The organism is Halomonas sp. 113, assembly GCF_904067645.1.
Classification (GTDB): domain Bacteria; phylum Pseudomonadota; class Gammaproteobacteria; order Pseudomonadales; family Halomonadaceae; genus Vreelandella; species Vreelandella titanicae.
Genome location: NZ_LR881453.1, coordinates 4280300 through 4302517, shown reverse-complemented (window position 1 = coordinate 4302517; position 22218 = coordinate 4280300). Strand labels below are relative to the sequence as shown.

Sequence of the window (22218 nt, the reverse complement as noted above, 5' to 3'; positions counted from 1 at the left end):
GTTCGCCGTTGCTCCAAAGTAAACGGTGGCCCTAACGGCGCTGCTCAATAGCGCTCAGGGTTAGAAGTAGAGTGATACTTACCATTCTACTTAGGGTAGTGGCAACGATTTCAGCTTTTTTTGTGAGGACTGGCTAGCCTGTAATAAGTGTATTTTGGTACTTGCGCTTACACGATCGCGTGGGGCACAAAGCAGGAGGAGTCTTTGGTGATGCGACCAACGTCTTCACGAATGCCCATGCCGCAGGCACGGTCGCCCACTACCCAACTGCCAATTAAGGCGTGGTTATTACCAAAGCGCGGCATCGGGTGGTAAGCCTGCCGAATCCATGGGCTGTCGGTATAGGGGCCGTCCACGGCCTCCCGCTGGCCAGTTGGAGTGATTAGCTCCACATTGCTGCCTTCCCGGGAGAAGAACGGTTTACGCACCCAGCCCGCAGGCAGTGGTGGGCTATTGGCATCCTCAAAAAACGCCGGTAACAGATTGGGGTGGCCCTTAAAGTGCTCCCATAAAAGGGGCAGAATCCCCTTGTTGGAGAGAATGGCTTTCCAGGGCGGCTCAAACCAGTGGGTGTTTAGCTGCGGGATATATTCGCCAAACGCATCGTCGGCCATCTCTTCCCAGGGGTAGAGTTTGAACAGGGCGTGGATAGGCTGGTCATCAAGGTCAACAAAGTGTTCCGTCCCTGGGCGTAGACCAATATCTTCGGTGAAGATAAAGGGCGCATTGAGGCCTGCCTGCACCGCCACGTCTTGTAAATAATGCACGGTGGCGCGCTCTTCGGCATTATCTTTGATACAGGAGAAGTAGAGCGTACGCGCTTCAATGCGATCGCCAAGGTGCGCCATAGCATTGATCAAGCGCTCTTGAATCGAGTTGTACTGATCCGCATGGCGCGGCAGGATGCCTTGTTGGATAGCTTGCTCAAGCCACACCCACTGAAAGAAGCCTGCTTCGTAGAGTGAGGTAGGGGTGTCGTAGTTGAGTTCCAGCAGTTTCGCCGGACCATCGCCTGAATAGGCAAAATCCATCCGCCCGTAGAGGTGCGGCTGACCCGACTTCCAGGAGTTGTGGATGCTGTCCCACATGTGTTCAGGCAACGCCAGACGCTGCATAAGCGCATTGGAGTGGCAAACCTTGTCCACCAGCTCCATGCACATTTCATGCACTTCCTCGGTAGGTGCTTCGATATCTCGCTCTACCTGCTCTAGGCTGAACTGGTAGTAGGCATCCTCTTTCCAGTAAGGCTCCCCGTCGATGGTATGAAAATGAAAGCCCAGCTCGTGGGCGAGGGCTTTCCACTCTTTCCTTTCAGGGATATCGATTCGCAGCATAGTAATGTTTGCCTGGGGGTTATGAGCCCCAGCCGCCGCGGGCAGAAGAGCGTGAGCCAAAGCCTCGGCGCTGAGACGCGGCTTGGCGGTTCTGAGCCACTGAGCTACGCATGGCATCGTTACGCTGAGTGACGCGCTGAGTCGCCTGGCTAGAGGCCGTGTTCCAGTTGCCCTGGTTCTGGCGATTGCGGTACACCGGCTCCTGATACACCCGCTCGAAGGAGCGTCCACGATTGGTGTTGGACATCATGCTGCCGACCATATAACCCATCATGGCAGGCATGAACCAGCTGCCGCCGGTGTTACCCGTAGCCGCTTGAGACTGCTCTTCGGTCGGCGCGGTACAAGCGCCTTCACCATTCTCCGCTTCGCACTCCTCCAGGGTGCTATAGCGCGGCACCTCTTTTAATGAGGCTTCGTAAGCATCTTCACAGGCGCTACGGGTATAGACATTCTCTGCAACACAATCCTCAACGCTTTGAAAGCTGCGCGGCTGGTCGAACTCTATATCGGTGATTTGCTCTTCCTGGGGCGGTTGGCCACAGGCGGTAAGACCAAAGGCGCTGGCGCCCATCATTGCCAGTGACAAGCGCCCGCTGCGCTTGCGGCGCGGCAAATGAGGGGTACTATCGTGTTTTGACATGCAGGCTCTCCTTTACCACGTCGTTACCAAGTCATCGAAGCGGCGTTGAGTAAGCCGACTGCCACGGCCACGCTGGCCATTAAAATGCCGTAGGCCTGGTGGCCTTCGGTAATGTGCTGAGACAGGCTTTCGCCCTGCTTGCGCAGAAACAACTTAACGCCAAAGAAGGTGGCCAGCTGAACGATAAAGGCGACAATGCCCCAGAGCACAAAATCGATGAAGCTAATGGAGTTTGCCATCGCGCTGTACAGCGGAATGGTGAAGCCTAAAATGGAGCCGCCATAGGCAGAAGCAGCGGCCGCATTACCTTCGCGAATCAGCGTCCACTCGTGGTGCGGGGTAATCCGGCTGTAGCAGTACATAAAGGCGGCGAGCAGGATAATCGCCGTGACTAGATAGGCGATAAATGATGGCAGGCCGTAGAGGTAATTCACCATGGTGGTTGCTTCCTTTTCAGTAGCTTAAAAATAGACTTGCGGGTCAAACAGCGTCGATATCGACGGAGGCCACATCTACCCCCACGTTGTGCACCACCATAAAGCTGCCTTCGCCATCGCTTTCTGCGCTCAGCAGTAAGTACTCCATACGCTCAGCGCCTTCGATGGTACGCTCATAGAGCATGGCATGGTGGGTCACATGGCGCGCCGACACGCTCTCGGTGGTCATTACCTGCTCTTCGAAAACCACCGGCGGCGACCACAGGCTGTCACCATTCCCCCACACTCGCTGATAGGTGCAACTGCGCGCCTCCTCAGTGGTTGAGGTGAGCGCGATGGTTTGGGCGCCGATGCTGTCGGGCTGTTTATCTTCACCGTTTATCAAATTATCAAATTCGGCATCCGAGAGATGGGCAACACGGTAAAAGTCGAACAGCTTATATTCAAGCACCTGACCGTTCTCAATATTGGCCTGCAGCCAGGTGTCGTTATCCAGATAGAAGCGCACCAAGTGCGCTCCTTGACCAAGATCGACGTGCCCCACGGCAGCTATATGATGGTAGGCATCGTCGTTCCAGCGAAACAGTGCATCGGGGTGGGCGCGCAGGCCGATCAGCTTAATATTGACGCGCCCATCCAGGCGTAGGCCCTCAAGGTCTTCCTGGCTGATACTCATAGGCAGGCCAGCGGCCACCGGGCGGCCTTCGTTAGGCTCGGGTGGTTTCTCCGTCGTAGCGCGAAAAAGTGCCTTGAGGGTGTTAAACATGGCCTGGCTCCCTAATAAATTTAAACGCTGATTTGCTCTTAACGCTTATTCCTGTGCGGCGTTTTTCTTCGCTTTCAGGCGCGCTAACACGTCGTCTGCTTTGCGATTCTGGCCACCCACCCCGGCTGCTTTCAGGCGGGCTTCCAGCGAGCTGCCGCTCTCTTCTGCGGCCATGTCGTCAGCGGCTTGCATTTGCGCTGAATTAAGCTGCTGGCGCTCTTTGATGCGCTCCAGTGACTCCATGGCGCTGCTCATGGCGCTGTTCTGGCCTGAGTGGCGAGCCGCAACGGCAGATTGGGCTTTTTGTGCTGACTCAGTCGCCTTAACGACGCTCACCTGCTGCTTGAGTTGGCGAAGCTGATTGTCGGTGCCGCGAATCGCGCCGCGTAGTTTTTCGATGCTGGCGTCGTACTCGCTGACAATAGCGCGCTCCGCTTCCAGGTCATCCTGCAGCGCCACCATGCGTTCAGCCACTTCCACGGCTAGCGCTTCTTCACCTTTATCCAGCGCGGCCTCAGCGCTTTTTTCCAGTTCGGCGATTTTGCTTTCCAGGGCGTCAGCTTTATTGCTGTTTAGCTGGCGCTGGCCCATCAGGCGGGTGAGTTCGGTTTTAGATTGGCTCAGGTGATTTTCCGAGTCGCGGATTTCCTGGTCTAAAATGCGCAGTGCTTGGGAATCCACCACGGCTTGACCGGTTTCATTCGCTTTGCCACGCAGGGCAGTCATAATTTTGCTTAACATATAAGTGTCTCTTCTTTAAGAATATCTTTAAATAAAGCGCCACTGTTTCAGTGTGCATGTCAGTGGCGATGACCGATTAACTCTGTTTTCGATAACCCCTGTTAGGCTTAGGCAAAGTGCGTTTGAATCAGTTCGGCGACGTCCATGGCCGCGCTGGCTGTGGCGTGTAGCTCGGCACAAATCGATTCAAGCTTTGAGTCGCCAAACAGCTGTCCGTAAGCCACATAAAAGTCGTGACCGTCGATCTCGACAATCCCCACGGAGGCCAGCGGTAACGCAATGCCTTGGCGCAGCAGTACTTCGTTGAGCTCAGCGGTGTTTTTAACGCTCTCCACGGCAACGATAGGTGCCATGGCGACCCACTCATTTTCGCTGCGCGACAGGGTAATCGGCAAGTTGCCGTAGTCGTTAAGCTCCCAGATCAGGGTCTGATTCGTCTCATCCAGGCTGATAGTGCCCTCAGGCCACTCAAGGGGCGCATCTCCAGCGCTGTTGTGCGCTGGCTGACTGACTAACTTATATAGCTCGGTGGCGGTGATGCCGTTGGTAACGGTAGGCGTAGTCAAGGCAATCTGCTCCATCGTTTGTTAAGTGACCTTACCTTAACATTTAGTAGAGCAAATGGTTCCTTTTCGCAAAAAAACGCCCCGCCTCTTTCCCTTATCGTGTCAGGTGAAAGAGTTGGGGCAAACATTTAGGGGTGGGTAACGCTTAGGAATGGCGACTAAGGCGTTTGGTAGGTGTCGTTGAACCGTTTGCGCAGTTCATTTTTCTGTACTTTGCCCATCGTATTGCGCGGCAGTTCATCGACAAAGAAGACCCGCTTGGGCTGCTTATACTTAGCTAGTCGCCCATCTAAATGGGTGATTACTTTCTCCTCTTCAAGCTGGTTTTCTCCAAGATCAGCGCCTTGCTGGCGAACCACCACTGCGGTAACGCCCTCGCCAAAGTCAGGGTGCGGTAGACCGATCACTGCGGATTCGGCGACTTGATCAAGCTCGTCGATCACCTGCTCCACCTCTTTGGGGTAAACGTTGTAGCCGCCGGAAATCACCAGATCCTTGTCACGGCCAACAATATGCACATAGCCCTGCTCGTCGACCATGGCGAGATCGCCGGTAATGAAAAAGCCGTCGTCTAACAGCTCTTCGCGGGTCTTTTCGGGCATTCGCCAGTAGCCGATAAAGACATTCGGGCCGCGAATCTGCAGCATGCCAATCTCACCAAACGGCACCTCCGCGCCAGTTTCTCGATTGGTAATGCGCATCTCCACACCGGGTAGTGGCATGCCCACAGTGCCTGCTCGGCGGGCACCGTCATAGGGGTTGGAGAGGTTCATATTGGTTTCAGTCATGCCGTAGCGCTCAAGAATCGCATGCCCCGTTTTGGCTTCAAATGCCTCGTGGGTCTCGGCGGTGAGCGGAGCGGAGCCGGAAACGAACAGCCGCATGTTGGCGGTAGCTTCTGGGGTCAGTCGTTCGTCCTGAACCAAGCGCGTATAGAAGGTAGGAACGCCCATCATCACAGTGCCACGGGGCAACTCTTCAAAAATGACATCGGCATCGAACTTAGGCAGGAAGAGCATGCTGGCGCCCGCCATCAAAGTGACGTTGCAGGCGACGAATAAGCCGTGGGTGTGGAAGATCGGCAGCGCATGAATCAGCCGGTCATCAGCGCTGAAGTGCCACGCTTTGGCCAGGGTCTTGGCGTTAGAGGCGAGGTTTTTGTGCGTTAGCATGGCGCCTTTGGAGCGCCCAGTGGTGCCTGAGGTATAGAGAATCGCGGCCAGGTCGCGTTCGCCAAGTGCCACGATGTCTTCTCTTGGTACTGCCGCTTGGGCGGTTTCCATCAGGCTACCATCGGCGGCGCTGCCCAGGGTGACCACCGCCGGACAGCCGGTTTCAGCAGCAAGCGACAGTGCTTGCTCTTCTATCTTGGGGCGACAAACGAACAGCGCGGGCTCGGCGTCATTTAAAAAGTAGCGAATCTCATCGCCGGTATAGCCCGTATTGAGGGGCAAATAGACGCCGCCGATGCGCAGGCAGGCCAGGTAAAGCAGTATCGCCTCAGGACTTTTATCCACCTGCACGGCAACGCGGTCGCCTTGCTTAACGCCTAGCTCGGTTAGTGCGCCGGCAAGCTGCGCACTGATGGTCAGCGCATCGGCGTAGCGATAGCGGCGGCCATCGCGGGTAGTAATAAAATCGGCCTCTGCGCGCTCGCGCATTTTGGCAGCAAAGGTTTCAAATAGGTTGTGGCTCATTTGGTGGTCTCTCCTTTGGCCAGCTTGCGAGCGCGTTTGGCGAGGTCGCGCACCTCATTCGAGCAAGCAACGGTCGCCTTGGCGGTATAGTTTTCGTGATTGCGCTCGATATCGTCCAGCACATACAGATAGTTAACCATCAGTCCAGCGGCTTGTTTAAAGCCCTTCTCGGAGATATCGCCCAACCAATTAATACGGTGGAGTTCAGCGCCGTTGCCGAGGTGAAAGCGGGCCACCGGGTTGAGCGGCAGGCCGTGGCGGTTCTTCTCTTCGACCAAGTAACGGGCGGCCAGTGGGCGAATCGCGGCTTTAAGCTGCTCTTCAAGCGCTTTGTCCTGATGCCATCCTGGGGTTTCAAGCCCTTTGAGTGATTTACGCAGCGACGAGGGAAGCTGCTCATCCTCACGCTGCTCCTGCAGCCACTGGGCGAAGCCAGGTACCGGCGAGAGGGTGACGAAGTATTTAAGCTGCGGCAGCTCCTGGGAGAGCTCTTGCACCACCTGCTTGATCAAAAAATTACCGAAGGAGATGCCGCGCAGGCCGGTCTGGCAGTTGCTGATACCAAAGAACGCCGCAGTATCGGCATCCTCGGGCTCATCGATGGCTTTTTTAGTATGACGACTCTCGCCAGAACCCTCTCCAGAACTTTCCCCCGATAAGATGGGCTGTATACGGCTTGGCAAGCCCTTGTGGAGGGCCACTTCCACAAAGATCAGCGGCTCGTCGCCAATGGCGGGGTGGAAGAAGGCGAAACAGCGGCGATCGCGGGCATCCAGGCGCCGGCGCAGATCATCCCAATCCTGTATTTCGTGTACCGCTTCGTAGCGGATGATCTTCTCTAGAATCGAAGCGGGAGTGTTCCAGTCAATGCGCTTGAGCATCAAAAAGCCGCGGTTGAACCAGGAGCCGAACAGATGGGCGAAATCGTCGTCGATGGGCGCTAATTCCGGCTGTTCGCGTAGTAGCCCCAGCAGGTCTTCACGCATTTTAACCAGCTCATAGGTGCCGTCGCTGGCCAGGTTTAAACGCCGAAAAAGCTCTTGGCGCCGGGGCTCGCAGGCTTCAAACAGGCGCTGTAGCGATTGGTTGTCGCGAACCTCTTGATATGCCAGGTAGGCCGCGTCAATGGGGCCAGGTTCAGCCGCAAAGTCAGCCATTAGGCGGGCAAAAAAGCTGCTTTTTTCAGCTGCCGAAAGGCGCTGATAAATCGCCAAGGCGCGGCTTGCCAGCGCGATGCTGGAGGCTTCGCCATCGCTTTCCAACAGCTTGTGGCAGGCGTTAACCAACTGCCCATGGTCGGGCGTTAAAGTCTCGGGATGGCGGCGCCGCAACAGTGCATCGCGCTGAGTGATGTTGTTGAACAGCTCCTGCAAAAACAGCATGTTCATGGTCGAACTCCTTAACCCATGATCAAGTTAGGTAGCCAAAGCGCGATGCCTGGGAAGAGACACAGCAGCAAGATACCCAGCACCATACATAGCGCGTAGGGCAAGCTTCCCATCAGAATGTCGCGCAGCGAAATATCCGGTGCGATACCTTTAATAATGAACAAATTGAGACCCACTGGCGGTGTGATCAGACCTATCTCCAGGTTGATGGTCAAAATCACCGCAAACCAGTAGGGGTCGAAATTAGCCGCCAGGATGATAGGTAACAGAATGGGCGCGGTCATCACGATCACGGCCACGGGGGGCAGGAAGAAACCCGCCACCAGCAGAAAGAGGTTAATCACCCCCATCAGCGCCCAGCGGTTGATCTCCAGATCAGCAATCGCGGCGGCGACGGTTTGGGTGATAAACATCGAGGAGAGCGCATAGGCGAACACTTCGGCGGTGGCGATCACCAGCATGATCATCACGCTTTCGCGCAGCGAGTCGCGCATAATCAGTTTTATCGGGCCCAACTGCCACATGCGGTAGATCAAAATAGCCAGCGCCAAACACAGAAATGCACCCACACCCGCCGCCTCTGACGGTGTTGCCACCCCACCGTACAAGGCAAACAGGATACCCGCGACCACGCCCAGGAAAGGCAGAACACGCACTAGCGCTTTCAGGTTGGTATCAACATTCTGCTTAACGTTCTGCTTTAGCCGTTCGACGGACTCCGCCATCGGGTTGTTATAGCCACCGGCCATCTTGCAGGCGATCATCGTCCAGATCATAAACAGGCCTGCAAGCATAAAGCCTGGCACCACCCCGGCAATAAACAGTCGACCAATAGAGGTCTCGGTGGAGATGCCGTAGATAATCATGGTGACCGACGGCGGAATCAGGATGCCCAGGGTGCCACCCGCGGCAATACAGCCCGCCGCCACGCCATCCGGGTAGCCGCGCATGCGCATTTCGGGAATGCCCATTTTACCAATTGCCGCACAGGTGGCTGGTGACGATCCCGAGAGCGCAGCAAAGATAGAGCAGGCGCCGATATTGGAAACCGCCAAGCCGCCGGGCAGCTTGCCCATCCATAGATCCAGCGAGCGATACAGATCGCGCCCGGTGGGGGAGGAGGCCACCGCGGCGCCCATCAGAATAAACATCGGAATGGCGACAAAACCAAACTCGGCGATGCGGTCAAAAAAGGTTTCCCCGAAGTAGGTGAGCTCAGCAAGGCCGCGGTCGTAGATCAGCGCCAGCAGCGATACACCGCCCAGGGCGAAAGCGATAGGGGTGCCAATGGCCATCAGCGCAATCAGCGCGATGGCGACAATAATGCCTAAGGTAATGGGATCCATGCTTAGTTCTCCCCACGCAAAATTTCAGCCACATACTGCAGCGACAGCAGGGTAGCGCCGACGGCCATGGGCAGCAGGGCGGGCCACAGCGGTGGATTCCAGACGGAACCCGTCGTCCACTCACCGTGAAGTGCCTCAAAAACATAGACCCAGCTGGCATACGCCAGTGCGGCACAGAAACCTAATCCAAACAGCGAAGCGATCAAACGCATGATGGTGCGGGTAATACCACCCAGCGCATCGGGCACAATAGTGATAGCCACGTGCCCGCCGGTCATCAGTACATAAGGGCTACCCATCAACATCGCTGCCGTTACTGAAAAGATGGTGAATTCGGTCTGCCAACTGGTGCTCATTCCAAGCAAGTAACGAATAAATACCATCTGGCAAATCACTAATACGCCAGCGATAAACATGGCGCAGGCTAAATAGGCGGAAAGCCGCGAAAGCTTATCCATGACGCGAATGTAGCCGCCGATGATGCCCCCACGCGTCAGGGCATTGTGAGTCGTTGCAGGTGCCATATTTCCCTCGTCAAGCTGGTTATTTCGCCAAGCTAAGCAAGCATCAGTTGAAAACGGCCACCCCGAAGGGCAGCCGAGCCGTTAGGCGTTTATAGGTTGCTTACTCGACGGCCAGCGCTGCATCGATAATGGCCTGGCCATTGGGAACATTGTCGGCAAAGTTTTTGTAGGAGGTTTCCTTGGCGATATCGAGCCAGGCGTTGTAGTCGTCTTCGCTCATGCTGACCACCTCAACGCCGTTCTCCTCGTAAAGATCGACCATTTCTTGATCAATGGCGGCGGCCTCTTCAGCAAAGAAGGCTTCTGCGGCTTCACCGGCTTCTATCAGCGCTGCTTGCTGTTCATCGTTAAGCTCTTGCCATACCTGCTCAGAAATAAGAATGGGTTCGTACATGTACCAGAGCGCGAAGTCACCCGGCTCGGTCAAGCATTCAACCTGTTCATAAAGCCGGAAAGAGATAAACGACATCGACGAGGTATTGGCGGCATCCAGCACACCTGTTTGCATGGCGGTATACACCTCGGAAGAGGGCATGGAGGCAATGGAGGCGCCAGCGGCCTCAAGCATTTGTTCAAACGCAGGTCCTGCAGCACGGAAATTTTGGCCCTCGACGGTATCCGGGGAGGTAACGCACTGTTCGCTAGATGCAAAGCCACCGGATAACCAGGCATCTGCAAGTACTCGAGCGCCGCCTTCGCGAATGACTTCTTTAATCATGTCCATATATTCAGAGTCATTCAGACGTTGGGCATGGGCCTGATTACGCACTAAGCCCGGCATCAGCGTAGCTGAAAATTCCGGATGCCGACCACTGGCGTAGTCCAGCGGTAGAGAGGTGATATCGAGGCGACCACGAGCGATAGCGCCCCACTGTTCACGCGCTTTGAACAGCGATTGGCCCGGATAAACTTCTATGGTCAGCCCTACATCCGCATCGGCTACTTTGCGGGCCATCATTTGCACCATTTCGTCGCGAACATCTCCCTGCCCCCCGGGGAATTGATGCGACGCGCGTAGCACGGTATCGGCAGAGGCGTGGGAAGCGGCAATGGCGAGACCGAGAGCGGCAGCAGTTGAGATCAAATAGCGTTGCATGAGGCGTCTCCAACAGTTGTTGTTGTGTGTTTGGATGGGCTATATGTATCTATCAGTCGAGCTGATATATATATCAATAGGCGCTATGTATGCTAATGTCAACTGTATGACAGCATTAAAACGGCTAAGACGAGCCGCGATCCAAGGAGGTAAAAGATGACCGGCACCAAGCGATCCAATGCTCAGCGATTAAGAGATTCTCTTGAGGATGACATCATCAATGGCCGCCGTTTACCGGGAGAGCGCCTGGATCCAGAGGCCTTGGGGCGCGAGTTTCAGGTTTCGCGAACGCCTGTGCGCGAAGCCTTTCAACAGTTGGTCGCCAGCGGCTTGGTCACCGTTTCCCCGAAGAAGGGCACCTTCGTTGCGAAAGTGGGGATTGATCAACTGATCGAGATGTTTGAGGTGATGGCGGAGCTTGAAGGCATGTGTGGCCGCTTGGCGGCGCGCCGGATTACCGAATCAGAGCTGGCCGCGTTACGCGAAGCGCATCAGCGCTGCGAAGCAGCGGCCCTGGCCGGCGACAGCGACGAGTATTACTACGAAAACGAAGGCTTTCACGACTGTATCTACACCGCTAGCCACAACACTTTTTTGGCCAGCGAAGCGCGCCAACTTAAACAACGTTTAAAGCCTTACCGGCGCCTGCAGCTCCAAGTGCGCCAGCGGGTCAATAATTCCCTTAGCGAGCACCAAACCATCGTCGAGGCTATTGAGCGGGGTGACTCTGTGGCGGCCCAGCAAGCACTGAGCGACCATGTATTGATTCAAGGCGAGCGCTTTAGCGATTTCGTTTCCAGCGTACGCAGGATGGAGTCACCGTTAGAGAGAACGGGCTGATTTGGGTTGCTAACCAGCCTCGGCAGTAGCTCTCCTGCTTGCGGAAGGGCTAGCCAACTTTTATCTGTGTGCCGTTAATCATTTGTTGGGTTTCACGAGGCTTGCTGCCAGCGATAGGTTAGAAATTCTCAACAATGGCAGGCTAGCGCTGCTGGCCGCTGAGAAAACGGTAATATCGAAGCTGAAACCAGCGCTTGCGTTGACTAGTGGCTTTGTGTCGTTGAACCAGCTTTGAGCATAGTCTCCGACCGTAGCGATGAAACTCGGGTCGGTCTTTCCTTCGGTCGAGGTTGGCGCCAAAAGCGACAGCGGCAAGACCGTGTCTGGGATATGTTGTTCGCCAACCAGATTGTAGCGGTAGGTGGTCTCAATCCGTACCAGTAACGGCTCCTGAATAGGTACTTGGGGTAGCGGCGCGAGCAGTTGATTGAAAAAAGGCTCAAGCCATTGGGTCACTGTGCGCGGAGTATCCCCGTCCAGGGTGTAGTTCGGAATACTGATCAGTGGTACCAGAGGGTTGGCGAATTTCGCCGGTGCTGTGGTGAATTCGAACGCTGGCGTGGTTTTAACATCAAGGTCTGGTGACAGATGTCGGTTGCGCATGACTTGGATTGAAGCCCACCCGCTTTGCAATGCGAACAGGTCGAGGTCGTTGAAGCCGACCTGACGTTCGGAGTCGGTGCGGGCGGTTTCGTAGGCAAGCCATTCGGGCAGGTCTGGGTTTGCCCCTTCGCGTCGCTTGTACTGCCACACTACGGCTCCCGTTGCGGGCGTGCTGTGGATTTCGTGTGGCTCGTAGCTCTGCGAGTTGATAAGTACTTGGGCCAGGGAGAGGAAATTGTCTTTGCTCTCCTGGCTGATCTCAAAACGCTGCGGAATGATCTCGACCTGGGCGTGGCCTTCGTCGGAAGGTGTCAGCAGTATCTCGAAGGTGTATTCAACGCGCGGTGCGGCCTTGGCGAACTGGGCGGTCAGTTTGCCCCTGGCCCACTCATCGTAGGCCGTGGCGACATTCGACGTCACGGCTTCGAAGGCCGCAATGGCGTCCTTGGCTAAGGCGACCGATGGATCCGCAGCAGAAGTCTTGCCGCTGACTGGCCGCAGGTAGGACTCCAGATCGCGCGCTACCGCTGGATAAATCGCTACAAATTGGGCCAGGGCATCGAAAAGTGCCTTATCCTTGCTTGCGCCTACCAGATCATCGTCGGAGATGCTGGCATCTTGGTTAAAGACGACATCGGCCATGACTGAATCCTGGGCCGCCTGCTGTAGCAGATACGTGAAGTCGTAGCGCCAGGATTTGAGTTCGGCTGGGCTTTGCGGCGTAGCCATACTCGGGATGCCGGTCTGCACTTCAACCGTAGCGGGTTGTGGCAAGGCACGTAACGCTACCGGAATGGAAAAGCTATCGCCCTTGGCAGGTTTAATGGGTGTGGTGATCGGCCCGGTGAGCAGAGAGATCCAGTTCGACTGTTCGTAGTTTTCGATCCCTGCGACGCCGCGGATGTCATACTCAATGTGGGTGAGGGTGTAATCGAGTTTCAACTCTACATAGCTCTCTGAGTCGGCTGACCGGGAGGTGGCAAGAAAGGCCAGAGTGCTGGTGTCTTCACCCTGGGTCAGCGGGATCTTGCCGGTGGTTAGGGAGAAGTTGTCGTTAGGTAGCTCTGTGCTGGCTCCTGTCAGTGTTGCACTGGGTTGGCCGAACAAGCGCGGTGGCACATCGGCGCGTCCCAGCGGAGGGGCGTATGAAGTACCCGTTACTGGTAGAACCGCCACTGCCGTCAGCGAGTTTGCGCTGCTGAGCCGGTTCAAAAGAGCCTGTTTTAGTTTCTCAATTGCAGCCGGTTGCAAGCTGTCGTCACCGCCAACAAGTACCGAGGTGGCGGTTGATGAAATGGCGTGAGCAAGGGCCTTCTTGTGCTCAAGCAGGCGCCACAGATACCCCGTTTTTTCGGGCTCGATGGGCAGGCCATCTTGCTTGGTCTCGGGCTCGTCGGTCAAACCGAGTAGCCGGTCGAGCTGGTAGAGCGGCGTTGAAAAGGACGCTGCCAGTACATCATCGACCGCTGTTAACACCTCCTCCAGCCAAACATTTGGATCAACGCTGGTGAAGGTGGTGAGTGTGCCTGAATCGGAAGCTGGATAGGGCGTGCCTGTTTCGTAAGGGCGCAAGTCGACCTCGATGGTGACCAAGTTCGACGCGATAGGTAACGGTGCAAAATAGCTCGCCGTGTTGCCAATCTTGTAGCCGATACCTGCCGGCGTTGCTGCATCTGGCTTGGCCATGCGCACCGCCCAGACGGTCGAGCCGTTACTGGTGCTGGACGTACTTGGGTCAGGTGAACCTGTACCGACTCGCATCTGCCAGTTCTCAGTCTGGAAGGTCTTTTCAAAACGCAGTGCGAACTCGGTCAGTGCCACTGGATAGGTTTGAGTCTCGTCCGTTGCCTTGAGGTTTGGCTGCGGCAGTTCGATAAGCCCATTGGCGGGAATGTTGGAGACCGCTCGCAATCCTCCACGCACGGTGCGCAGGTTAGGTGCTACCCATTCGGCCTGTCGGGTAAAGCTGAGGCCGAGTTCAAGCTGATGAATGTCTGCCGTGGTGTCGATCTCGTTGAGGTCGATGCTGCGGGTAATCGTCGTTTTGTCAGGTGGCGTTGCCGTGTGACCATCCGCACGTGCGGTCAGATAGGTAATCGCCGCGCTCAGATAGGCTAGGATCTGTTCACGTTCGGCTGACGTCAGCGGTTGGGTCTTCTCGGCCATCAGCGAATTTTCGAAGGCCATGGTGACCACCGGGCCGTCCAACCCCATCATCCCGAGTGATGTATAGTCCTGGATAAGTTGAAAGTAGACCCGCGTCAGTTGGGAGAGATCACAGCGAGCGGTGCGTTGCCATATTGGTAGTGTGTCTCCAGCACGGACTATATGCAGGTCACTTGCGCGGCTGAGTTGGGTATCTGGCTCATAAGGCGTCGGGTCGAATACCAGTTCGACGCTAAGTTGGGGCGCTCCAGCGTCGCCGGAGTAAGTATAGGCCCGGGTAGTCGAGGGCCAGGCATCGATAGGAATCAGCGCATCGGAACAGGTTAGCATTGTCCCCAGGGTGCCATAAGGCGGGGTTGTTTCCTGCTCAACCGTGTTAAAGGGGTTGGGGATCCGATTGCCGAACAGGTCTAGCCAGTCTAGCGCCAACGTTAGCGGCGTTCCGATACCAAGGTAAGGATTGCCAGAAGGATCAAGCAGGCTGGTATCGCCCGGTACGGCATTGGTCAATGCCTTACCGGTGAAGCCGAGGGTCTGGCTGTAGTGATAAGGCGTATCCTCTGCCAGCGCTTGTCGCTTTAAAATCCGCGAGCGTGGCGTAGAACTCGGTTCGGCCGGTGGATCCTTCGGGCCGAAGGAGGCTCCCATCTGACTGGCATCGAAATAGGGCGTAGCGACGATCTGCGCACTGAGCAACTGATAAAGTTGCAGTAACGTGTCTTGGGTATAGGTTTTCAGGTCTGCTGTTGTCGGGTTTTCCGGGAGCTGCGGTATCGCACCGCGCTCGCGTTGTAGACTGAAGCCAGCATTACCGAGACCAAGGTTGGGTTTGGCCGCTAAGGCTAGAGGATCGATGTTAACCACATCTCCAAAGAGCCCCGCCGTATTGCGCGCGCCGTAAATCAATGAGGCCAATGAAGTGTTGAAATAGCGTGCTATGTCGGTGAGCGTCGAGCCTGGGGCACCACCAATCTGGTAAGTGAAAGGTGGAAGGCGGAAAATCGACAGGGGAGCCACCGAAATTCCTGGATTCCAAGCCATAATGTCGGCCTTGGTTACGCCTTGGCCTGGAACGCAGCCAGCAGAGTAATAGTCGGCAAGCGTCTGTAGCGGGTCGGCTGTGGACGCCTGTTGCGGTGTCAATTGGGCAATGAGGCCGGAGATAGGGACATGAGCACCTGCGGTGAGCGTCTCCCTGGGGTTGGCCTTAGCCAGACCCGCCAAGTCGAGCCCATAGGCCGCAGTAATCTCGGAGAGTGTCAGGCCGGAGACATCGCCGCTGGGGGCTGGTGCCGAAGTGCCGGTTAGCTGCACCACCGAGGATTTTGGATCGATTGGTGCCGAGGTGACTAGGGCGTTCACTGCGTTGAAGACCCTTGTCGCCGATTGCAACGCAGCATCACGGCGTAAGGTGATCACCAGTGTCAGCGTCGCTGTACCGTCGTTATCGAATAAGCCCGTTGGCAGCCCAGAGCCGGTGACGAGGTTTTGATAGAACAGGAAACTACCACCTGAATTAACGGTACTAAGTTCCCACAGCAGCTTGATGAACTCCGCTGGGGCCATAGCGATCCCCGTCGGTGGTTCCTCGGCGAACTGGGCATTGGCACGAAATGCACCTGCCGGAGGGTTGGTCTCGGTGGAAAGGTTCGACTGTACGATGTAAGACAGGAAGTCAGACGGCGCCTGGCTGGTTAGCCCCGGTACGCCATTATTGATGTCGGCATAGGTCAGGAACAAGCCACTGACAAGGTCTTCGCCGATGCTTGCCATGGAGGTCAGTAATCGCTCCAGCAGTACCGACTCCCCTGGGTTGGGGCCAATAATCTCATAGGCATAAGGCGCGAAGTCCTGTGCTGGCGAGCCGCTATTCCCCGGCCCCGGCGGTACGATGTCATTGGCGTCAGGCCGCTGCGGTGCCTGATCAGCTGTTTGTGCTAATGCCTTGATGCGGAAGTCGATCCGTGTCGCGAAACTGTAGTCATCAATCGGTTGGAAGGCGGTCTTCTGCGTGGCCGGGTCTGTGGTGCCGACTTCCGGAATCAGCGGCGGCAGATAAGGTTGCATCTCGCTGAAGGACAAGCCCTGGGCTGCGAGCGCGGCCTGGTTTGCCTCAATGATCTGTTGTAGCGCTGGTGACAGTTCGAAAAGGATCGGGCTTGCCTGGGGCGCACTGGCTTGGTCGGCGACTTTGCTTTGTCCCGCCGGAGGCGCACAAACCGCTGCAAGCCCCGCGCTATCGGCGGTCTTCCATGGTACATAGGTCGCCATACCATAGCTGCGCGGTTCCAGTTCTGTCTCCGGTGTTATCATCAGCGCCTCGACGCGTGGCTTGTAGCCATTGGTGCGGGCGGTATCGACTACCTGGGTTAGCAAACCGGCTTGGGAAATGTTATCGAAACTTGCTGACGTGCTGCTGCCAATACTGATCCAATCGTAATCTGGCGTATCGGGGCGGCTAAGGGTGATCGTATAGTCGTCACTGCGGTTCGCCAGTGGTACCTGCTGGCCGGTCAACTGATAGAGGCTGTAAGCGGTTTGAGTATCCCAATAGGGTGCGCCGTAGAGAAAATCTTTTGGTAACGTGAGTCCTGGTGCCACCGGAAGCCGCATACCGTGCAACATATAGCGCGCAGCCATGCCGGCGGTTTGGCCGAGTGAGCCGGTGGCGACGATGGACGGCCAAAGGCTGTCCTCGGGGAGCACAGAGAGCCGCGGTACGGCGAAGGCTAGATCCGTGTCGGTTCGGAACAGATTCGCTTTGGCCATGGTACTGGCGGTCAAGAAGCTTTCCTTCGGCACATGGTAGCGTGCCAGGATCGTCGCGATGGTATCTTCATCCCTGGTCGTATAGGCAACATCGGGAACACAAGTCTGTACGGCTGCGGCGAGCAGTCCTGCTTGGGTGTAAAGCTGCGTCTCCTGAGCAAGCGCCTTGAGCGTTAGGCCCACACCTGCGGCGATAGCATTGAAGTCGTCGCCGGGCTGAGTGTTATAGACCTTATCGTTGAGCTCGACAGTGATTCCGGAGGCGATCAGGTTATTTTGGCTCCGGTTCTTAGTGATCAGGCTCGCCGGCTCAATGCCATAACGGCCAGCAATGGCTTGCAGCGTGTCACCCGACTGCACCATATATGGGATACTCGCCAGCTTAAGTGTCAGTCCCGCCGTCAGTGGATAGGTCATATTGGACGCGATCAAGTCTGCGGCATTGAGTTGATCAGCCAGCATATTATTCGCCCAGTTTACAATTGTATTGATCGAGGTCTCGTCGGTCAGCGGATAGGGGTAGTCATCGAAGACGTCGAGTGCCCGCTGAACCAGCTGCCTGGCCAGCAAGACAATGTAGTCGGTGAGTATCGTGGCTGCCATCGGCACTGAAGGGCTAGCGCTCTGGTCGAGTGTTTGTGTGCCATCGCCATCGGTCTCGCTATCAACATTGGCGGCCGTTTCGGCAAAAATTTGGCGTACTAACATCTGATAATCGGTGTCAGCACTAACATAGGCACTTAGGTCGATCGTTACTTCGCCAGTGTCCTGGGTAGGATCCGGCACGCTGAGGCGCAAAAATGGCAACGCCGGGAACAGCGTAGCGCCAGCATTGAGTGCCGATCGTCGCTCCTCGCTTAGATTGGCGTCGGGCAAACTGATCTTCACGGTGAAGTTTTCTGCCAGAAAGGCCTCAATCTGTGCAGGAGTGAAGGGTTCAATGTCAGGATCTGACAGGGTTTGCAGGATACCCTCAACCGCCGCACGTGACAGGGTGCCGGTGGCCGTGCTCGGCAGTGGCAGTCCGGTCTCATGCGTTACGCTATGCAGGATCCATGGCAATAGTTGGGCACAGAGCTTACCAAAGGAGGTGTCGGCGCCATCTCCCGCTGGGGATGTACCTTCAGTGGGTTGCTCTGGTGCATCCATTGAGAACAGTACTACAAGGGCACCTTCTTGCTGAGCGTAGCCAGCATTTTCCGCACCGAGAACCGTCATCTGGGTCGCTAGGGTGATCTCCAGAGTGTCCGGGCTTGCGGTGAGGCTTTGCTGGCGCTTCATACGCGCCAACCCTTGCGTGGCATCGAGGCGGAAAGCTCGGTGATAAATGCCGTAGTCGAATAGCGTGCGGGGCACAGGCAAACGACGCTGGCGCTGATAAGCGCCATCTGCAGTCACGCCAATAAACACTGCCTCGGGCAGTTGGCGTGATGGATCGTCCCATGGCGCCTGGCTATCACTGCCAATTGTCAGCTCTTCGCGAATCGTAGCCGCAAATGACAGGCTGATAGAGATAGAGAAGAGCCCGAGGTCGATTTTAACTTTGACCGAGACGTTAACCTCGGCGGCCAACATCAAGGGGATCTTACGGAAGCTTTCGTAGGTGATCTGGATATACACTTTCACCGTGATATCCAAATCAGCCTTGATAATTGCAAAGTTGATCGACCCATAGAGCCGGCCGATTAATCCGAAGGTGCCTGTCAGCTTGAAATAATAGTCACCCTGCACCTCGTTTGAGCTGCTGGAGCGGGTTAGTTGATAGGGGTGGGTTAGTTGATAGGGGTGCCAGGCCGCAAGCGTGCCCTCAATGATGCCGAAGATAGTGATTGAGAAACCGGCCTTCAGAATGCCGTACTCAACCGAGCGCCCGAGACCAATTTCTGCACCGAAGCCGAAGACGATGACCGGGTGGAAGGTACCTCTCGTCGTTACCGGTAGGTTCGGTGCGGTAGCGTTGGACAGCTTGCCGAAATAAAAGCCAGCAGAACCCAACACCGGAACACCATAGATGATTGCTTCAACTCTGAAAGATCGGCTGAAGTCCATATTTTTCGGGAAACCGAAGTCGATTAGGAAATCACCATTGGTGTAGATCTGGATGCCGATAACTGGCAGGGTGACCTTAAAGGCGCCAAAATCGAGGTTACGCAGAACCCCTGGCAGCGTGAATTCAATTTGATAAAGCCCGATATCGTCGGTGATACGTTTGTAGAGAACGTCGATCTCAAGACCATCTAAGACCTTGACCTTTTCCCCGTTGAGAGCAATGCGCAGGCCGTAAAGATTGGGATCGTTAAAGACGATCTGCATATCAACCGAATAGGTGTTCGTGGCCGGAATCTTAAGCACACCGAAGTGGAGCGCTGCCAACCAGTTAGAGGAGGGGTTGTAGTAGGGCTGTCCACTCTTTTGCTGGCTCGGATCGAACGGTATACCAGGGCCGTCGGAGGGCGGAATATCTGCCAGTGCTTTAATCACGGCTTTGGTGGAATCGAAAGCACCCGGGTCATAGATGGCCACCCGCTGACCGAGTGCCATCATGTAAAGATGGAAGTAGCTGTTCCCGCGCCCGGGAACATCCGGCATGTTCTTGACGTCCTGTCCTTCGCTCTCTTTGTTAAACAGCGGTTCATTCTCAAGACCGGGGATCTGCGTCTTACCATCGATCACCAGTGTGGTCTTGCCGTCGACCTGGCGGAAGACGAGACCATGGACAGTAAGGAAGCCCAGGTTGATCGATGATGGTAGCTTATAATGAGCGCTAATCCGGTTTTTGACGCCACTCTTCAGATCAAAGCTGATCGACAGCCCATCGAGTGAGATCGTATTGAGCATATCCCAGGGGCTCGACAGGGTGAAATAGGGATCGCCCAACATCTCCATCAGCGCCGTAACGAGACCGCCGACGGTCCAGCCGTTCATCGAGAAGGTGATGGTCTCTTCAGTGAATGAATATTCGGCGCGAAAGCCCTTCCAAGCCATCCACAGTACTTGACTGTACTGTTCGGCCGCGACGGCGTCACGCATTGCCTGGGTCATTGGCATCACAAGGCTCTGGACATCATTTTTGGCTGGGCCGAAACGGTAGCCGATCTCGACCGTGGCGCCGATGGTGTCGAGGGTAATGGTGCCAATGATCTGGCCGGAAAACTCCGTTCCCGCCTGACGGTTGCCATCATATTGCAAGCCGATGTCTGCCAGCGTTGCCACCGGGAAGTCTGGGGTCAGTTGGAAGTTCCAGCTAAGTTTTCCAGAGATTTTGTAAGACGATTGCTGCTGCTTTTCGGCAAGTATGGGAAGCGCTGCACGATACTGGGCATTGGTCAGTGCCCCGACCGGGCGCACGGGGCTTGTCCAGCCAGCGCCCAGGTGGCGGCCCGCCACATGCCTGGCTGGACGAATAAGCGCAGTGCTAGCCTTGTTGTCTTTGGGATTGGAAGAGACCACTGGGATTTCTGCATTCAGTGCAAATGCCTCGACGGTCAGATCACCGGGGATAAAATCTGGCAGTTGGTAGGCATCAAAAAATTGCCTCAGCAAATCGCTGATTGAGACCGGCTCCAAAAGAGCAGTGTCGAGACTCCAGACCGGCGGTTGTGCAGTACCGTCGTAGTCGACGCGCATAGAAGCAGAGAGCGGCCCAACCTTAACCTGGCCGTCGATGGAACCGGTGTAGACGGTCGCCCCCTTTTGATTATCCGTGCGGTTCGGTGTGCTGGCGCCGAGTTTAAAGGCCATGTTGCTGATTTCGACCAGCTTCTGCCCATCCGGTGTCTGGATAAAAGGCACGTCCAGCGAGGCATCTACGGTAAAGCCTAACTGGTAGGCTTTTTCACTGGTCTGAACGGCGATAATAATATCGGAAAATTCTACTTCTACGCCTTGTGGCATACCGATGGCGCCGCCGGTGACACCCATCAGGACGTCATTCATGGACGCCTTGCCATCGAAGTTGCCGTTAAAATTAAGATCCTGGTCGATCTGAATGCGGAATTCACCACCCGGCGAGCCATCCTTCTGGCGGAAAATGTCGGGGAATAACGTAAAGAGGGCGGAAAAATTGGCGAAGGTCTTGCTGGGTTTATCGCCCGCCATCTGCATACGCCAGTTGAACGAGAATGCTTGGATCTCGAATTGCTCGCCGGATGTTGGATCAATGAACAGCGGAATCGGTTTGCCCTGTACCGAACCAAGCTGGGCGGCGAGGCTCGTCACCCCCATTGTCGGGCTGGCTGGTCCGGCAATCTGAAAGCCCTGCATTTGCACGCTGGCGAGATATTCCTGCAGTACCGGCGGCACCGAGCGGAAATAGCTCTGGCCGGCCATCAGCGCGATGACTGCGCTCGGCGTAATCGGCTTGTCACTGTCGGCAGCCGCAATCGAGAAGGCGTAACTGTAACGGGCGCTGGTTCCTGACGGTGATTCGGCGGCTTTGGGAATCAGGCTACGCAGCAGCACAGGAATCTCTGTCCCCTCGTCGACGGACTGCAGCGTGACGACGGCTTCGACAAAATATTGCGGATTCTGGTTGTAGGTCTTTTCGGCAGCTTCCCCTTCTTCTGCCGGCAGCTCGCCTTCCACTGTTTTGACGACAAAGCCGATGCGGGGCAGTGACACATCAATGAAAAACAGCTTGAGGTCGCCTGCCGAAGGAATGCCAGCTGAGACATCCATTTCTGGAACGAAGGTGTTTTTAAGATCAGCCGAACTAAGCCTGACTGGTCCCGATAGCACTAGGTCGGACGGGTTCGGCAGGCCCTGGATCAGGTCGAGGATAAGCTTGACCGTGCTGGGCACCACAAAGTTGCCATACAGGTTCTGGCCCGTGGCCATGGGTACCGATGCCCCGTTGAAGTCTAAGGACTGTTCCGCCGTGGTATAGAAAAACCGTTGTTCGATCTGCTCCAATACGCTGTAGGGGTAGCCACTCATAGCGGTGAAGAAATCCTTCAACTGCCATTCTTGTGGCGCGACATCGATACCGAGAATCGGTGTATCGCTGTCGTTATCCTTGCCTATGATATAAGTCTGACTGGTCGGCGCGTTAAGGAAAGTCAGGGAGACCTCCGGGATAGAGAAGCTCCCGCTGGTTACTTCGCTGACCGAGGCGCGGCTGTAGGTGATCTCCAACCCGTTGGTATCGTCGCTAAGTCGGAAGGCAGCTTTTATGTCAGCCGTAAAGTTCTCCGGTGGCACCAATCCGGCGTTGACCCAGAAGGTGTCGTTGAGAATCACTGGGCCGTCTGGCGCATTGGCGAAGGCGTCGCGCAGCTTTTGGATCGGAGTTGGATCAGCCATG

At 55.9% G+C, this 22218-nt stretch carries 13 protein-coding genes; 1 reads left to right on the top strand and 12 read right to left on the bottom strand.

The features are described from left to right. Nucleotides 1-167: 167 nt before the first annotated feature. From YERSI8AC_RS20210 to dctP, 11 genes are all read right to left on the bottom strand, one after another. Nucleotides 168-1334 carry a glutathionylspermidine synthase family protein gene (locus tag YERSI8AC_RS20210; RefSeq protein ID WP_022521850.1) on the bottom strand — a complete coding sequence of 389 codons (1167 nt, stop codon included), beginning with the start codon at nucleotides 1332-1334 and terminating at the stop codon, nucleotides 168-170. A 19-nt stretch (nucleotides 1335-1353) separates the two neighbouring features. Further along, nucleotides 1354-1977, bottom strand: coding sequence for a DUF1190 domain-containing protein (locus YERSI8AC_RS20205; protein WP_022521851.1), 624 nt, complete (start codon nucleotides 1975-1977; stop codon nucleotides 1354-1356). Nucleotides 1978-2000: 23 nt separating this feature from the next. Beyond that, nucleotides 2001-2414, bottom strand: a complete 414-nt coding sequence (locus tag YERSI8AC_RS20200) for a DUF350 domain-containing protein (protein WP_022521852.1) — start codon at nucleotides 2412-2414, stop codon at nucleotides 2001-2003. A 43-nt stretch (nucleotides 2415-2457) separates the two neighbouring features. Further along, the gene (locus YERSI8AC_RS20195; protein WP_022521853.1) at nucleotides 2458-3180 is read right to left on the bottom strand and encodes a DUF2491 family protein; all 723 of its coding nucleotides are present in this window, start codon (nucleotides 3178-3180) and stop codon (nucleotides 2458-2460) included. A gap of 45 nt (nucleotides 3181-3225) precedes the next feature. Beyond that, nucleotides 3226-3921, bottom strand: coding sequence for a PspA/IM30 family protein (locus YERSI8AC_RS20190; RefSeq protein WP_009285863.1), 696 nt, complete (start codon nucleotides 3919-3921; stop codon nucleotides 3226-3228). Nucleotides 3922-4028: 107 nt separating this feature from the next. Further along, the gene (locus tag YERSI8AC_RS20185; protein ID WP_235270540.1) at nucleotides 4029-4487 is read right to left on the bottom strand and encodes a DUF2170 family protein; all 459 of its coding nucleotides are present in this window, start codon (nucleotides 4485-4487) and stop codon (nucleotides 4029-4031) included. Between the two features lie 158 nt (nucleotides 4488-4645). Continuing rightward, on the bottom strand, nucleotides 4646-6184 hold the full coding sequence (locus tag YERSI8AC_RS20180) for a malonate--CoA ligase (protein ID WP_022521855.1): 1539 nt from the start codon (nucleotides 6182-6184) through the stop codon (nucleotides 4646-4648). Next, complete coding sequence (locus YERSI8AC_RS20175; protein WP_022521856.1) at nucleotides 6181-7572, bottom strand: malonyl-CoA decarboxylase; 1392 nt, start codon at nucleotides 7570-7572, stop codon at nucleotides 6181-6183. The genes YERSI8AC_RS20180 and YERSI8AC_RS20175 overlap by 4 nt, the downstream gene beginning before the upstream one ends. 11 nt (nucleotides 7573-7583) lie before the next feature. Continuing rightward, nucleotides 7584-8918, bottom strand: a complete 1335-nt coding sequence (locus YERSI8AC_RS20170; RefSeq protein ID WP_009285860.1) for a TRAP transporter large permease — start codon at nucleotides 8916-8918, stop codon at nucleotides 7584-7586. Nucleotides 8919-8920: 2 nt separating this feature from the next. After that, nucleotides 8921-9442, bottom strand: a complete 522-nt coding sequence (locus tag YERSI8AC_RS20165) for a TRAP transporter small permease subunit (protein WP_022521857.1) — start codon at nucleotides 9440-9442, stop codon at nucleotides 8921-8923. Between the two features lie 100 nt (nucleotides 9443-9542). Continuing rightward, the gene (gene dctP / locus YERSI8AC_RS20160; RefSeq protein WP_022521858.1) at nucleotides 9543-10538 is read right to left on the bottom strand and encodes a TRAP transporter substrate-binding protein DctP; all 996 of its coding nucleotides are present in this window, start codon (nucleotides 10536-10538) and stop codon (nucleotides 9543-9545) included. Between the two features lie 156 nt (nucleotides 10539-10694). On the opposite strand from dctP, the gene YERSI8AC_RS20155 reads away from it, so the two are divergent. Continuing rightward, complete coding sequence (locus YERSI8AC_RS20155; protein WP_022521859.1) at nucleotides 10695-11378, top strand: GntR family transcriptional regulator; 684 nt, start codon at nucleotides 10695-10697, stop codon at nucleotides 11376-11378. A 78-nt stretch (nucleotides 11379-11456) separates the two neighbouring features. Here YERSI8AC_RS20155 and YERSI8AC_RS20150 read toward each other — a convergent pair whose 3' ends face one another. Next, nucleotides 11457-22217 (bottom strand): LysM peptidoglycan-binding domain-containing protein, encoded by a 10761-nt coding sequence (locus YERSI8AC_RS20150; protein ID WP_159177396.1) that lies wholly within the window; start codon nucleotides 22215-22217, stop codon nucleotides 11457-11459. Between the last annotated feature and the right edge of the window lies 1 nt (nucleotide 22218).

What these genes read in the sequence shown, in the direction of transcription:
- YERSI8AC_RS20180 (WP_022521855.1), bottom strand. Translation starts at nt 6,184, where the DNA reads ATGAGCCACAACCTATTTGAAACCTTTGCTGCCAAAATGCGCGAGCGC.
- YERSI8AC_RS20165 (WP_022521857.1), bottom strand. Translation starts at nt 9,442, where the DNA reads ATGGCACCTGCAACGACTCACAATGCCCTGACGCGTGGGGGCATCATC.
- YERSI8AC_RS20150 (WP_159177396.1), bottom strand. Translation starts at nt 22,217, where the DNA reads ATGGCTGATCCAACTCCGATCCAAAAGCTGCGCGACGCCTTCGCCAAT.
- YERSI8AC_RS20155 (WP_022521859.1), top strand. Translation starts at nt 10,695, where the DNA reads ATGACCGGCACCAAGCGATCCAATGCTCAGCGATTAAGAGATTCTCTT.
- YERSI8AC_RS20195 (WP_022521853.1), bottom strand. Translation starts at nt 3,180, where the DNA reads ATGTTTAACACCCTCAAGGCACTTTTTCGCGCTACGACGGAGAAACCA.
- YERSI8AC_RS20205 (WP_022521851.1), bottom strand. Translation starts at nt 1,977, where the DNA reads ATGTCAAAACACGATAGTACCCCTCATTTGCCGCGCCGCAAGCGCAGC.
- YERSI8AC_RS20175 (WP_022521856.1), bottom strand. Translation starts at nt 7,572, where the DNA reads ATGAACATGCTGTTTTTGCAGGAGCTGTTCAACAACATCACTCAGCGC.
- YERSI8AC_RS20200 (WP_022521852.1), bottom strand. Translation starts at nt 2,414, where the DNA reads ATGGTGAATTACCTCTACGGCCTGCCATCATTTATCGCCTATCTAGTC.
- YERSI8AC_RS20190 (WP_009285863.1), bottom strand. Translation starts at nt 3,921, where the DNA reads ATGTTAAGCAAAATTATGACTGCCCTGCGTGGCAAAGCGAATGAAACC.
- dctP (WP_022521858.1), bottom strand. Translation starts at nt 10,538, where the DNA reads ATGCAACGCTATTTGATCTCAACTGCTGCCGCTCTCGGTCTCGCCATT.
- YERSI8AC_RS20170 (WP_009285860.1), bottom strand. Translation starts at nt 8,918, where the DNA reads ATGGATCCCATTACCTTAGGCATTATTGTCGCCATCGCGCTGATTGCG.
- YERSI8AC_RS20210 (WP_022521850.1), bottom strand. Translation starts at nt 1,334, where the DNA reads ATGCTGCGAATCGATATCCCTGAAAGGAAAGAGTGGAAAGCCCTCGCC.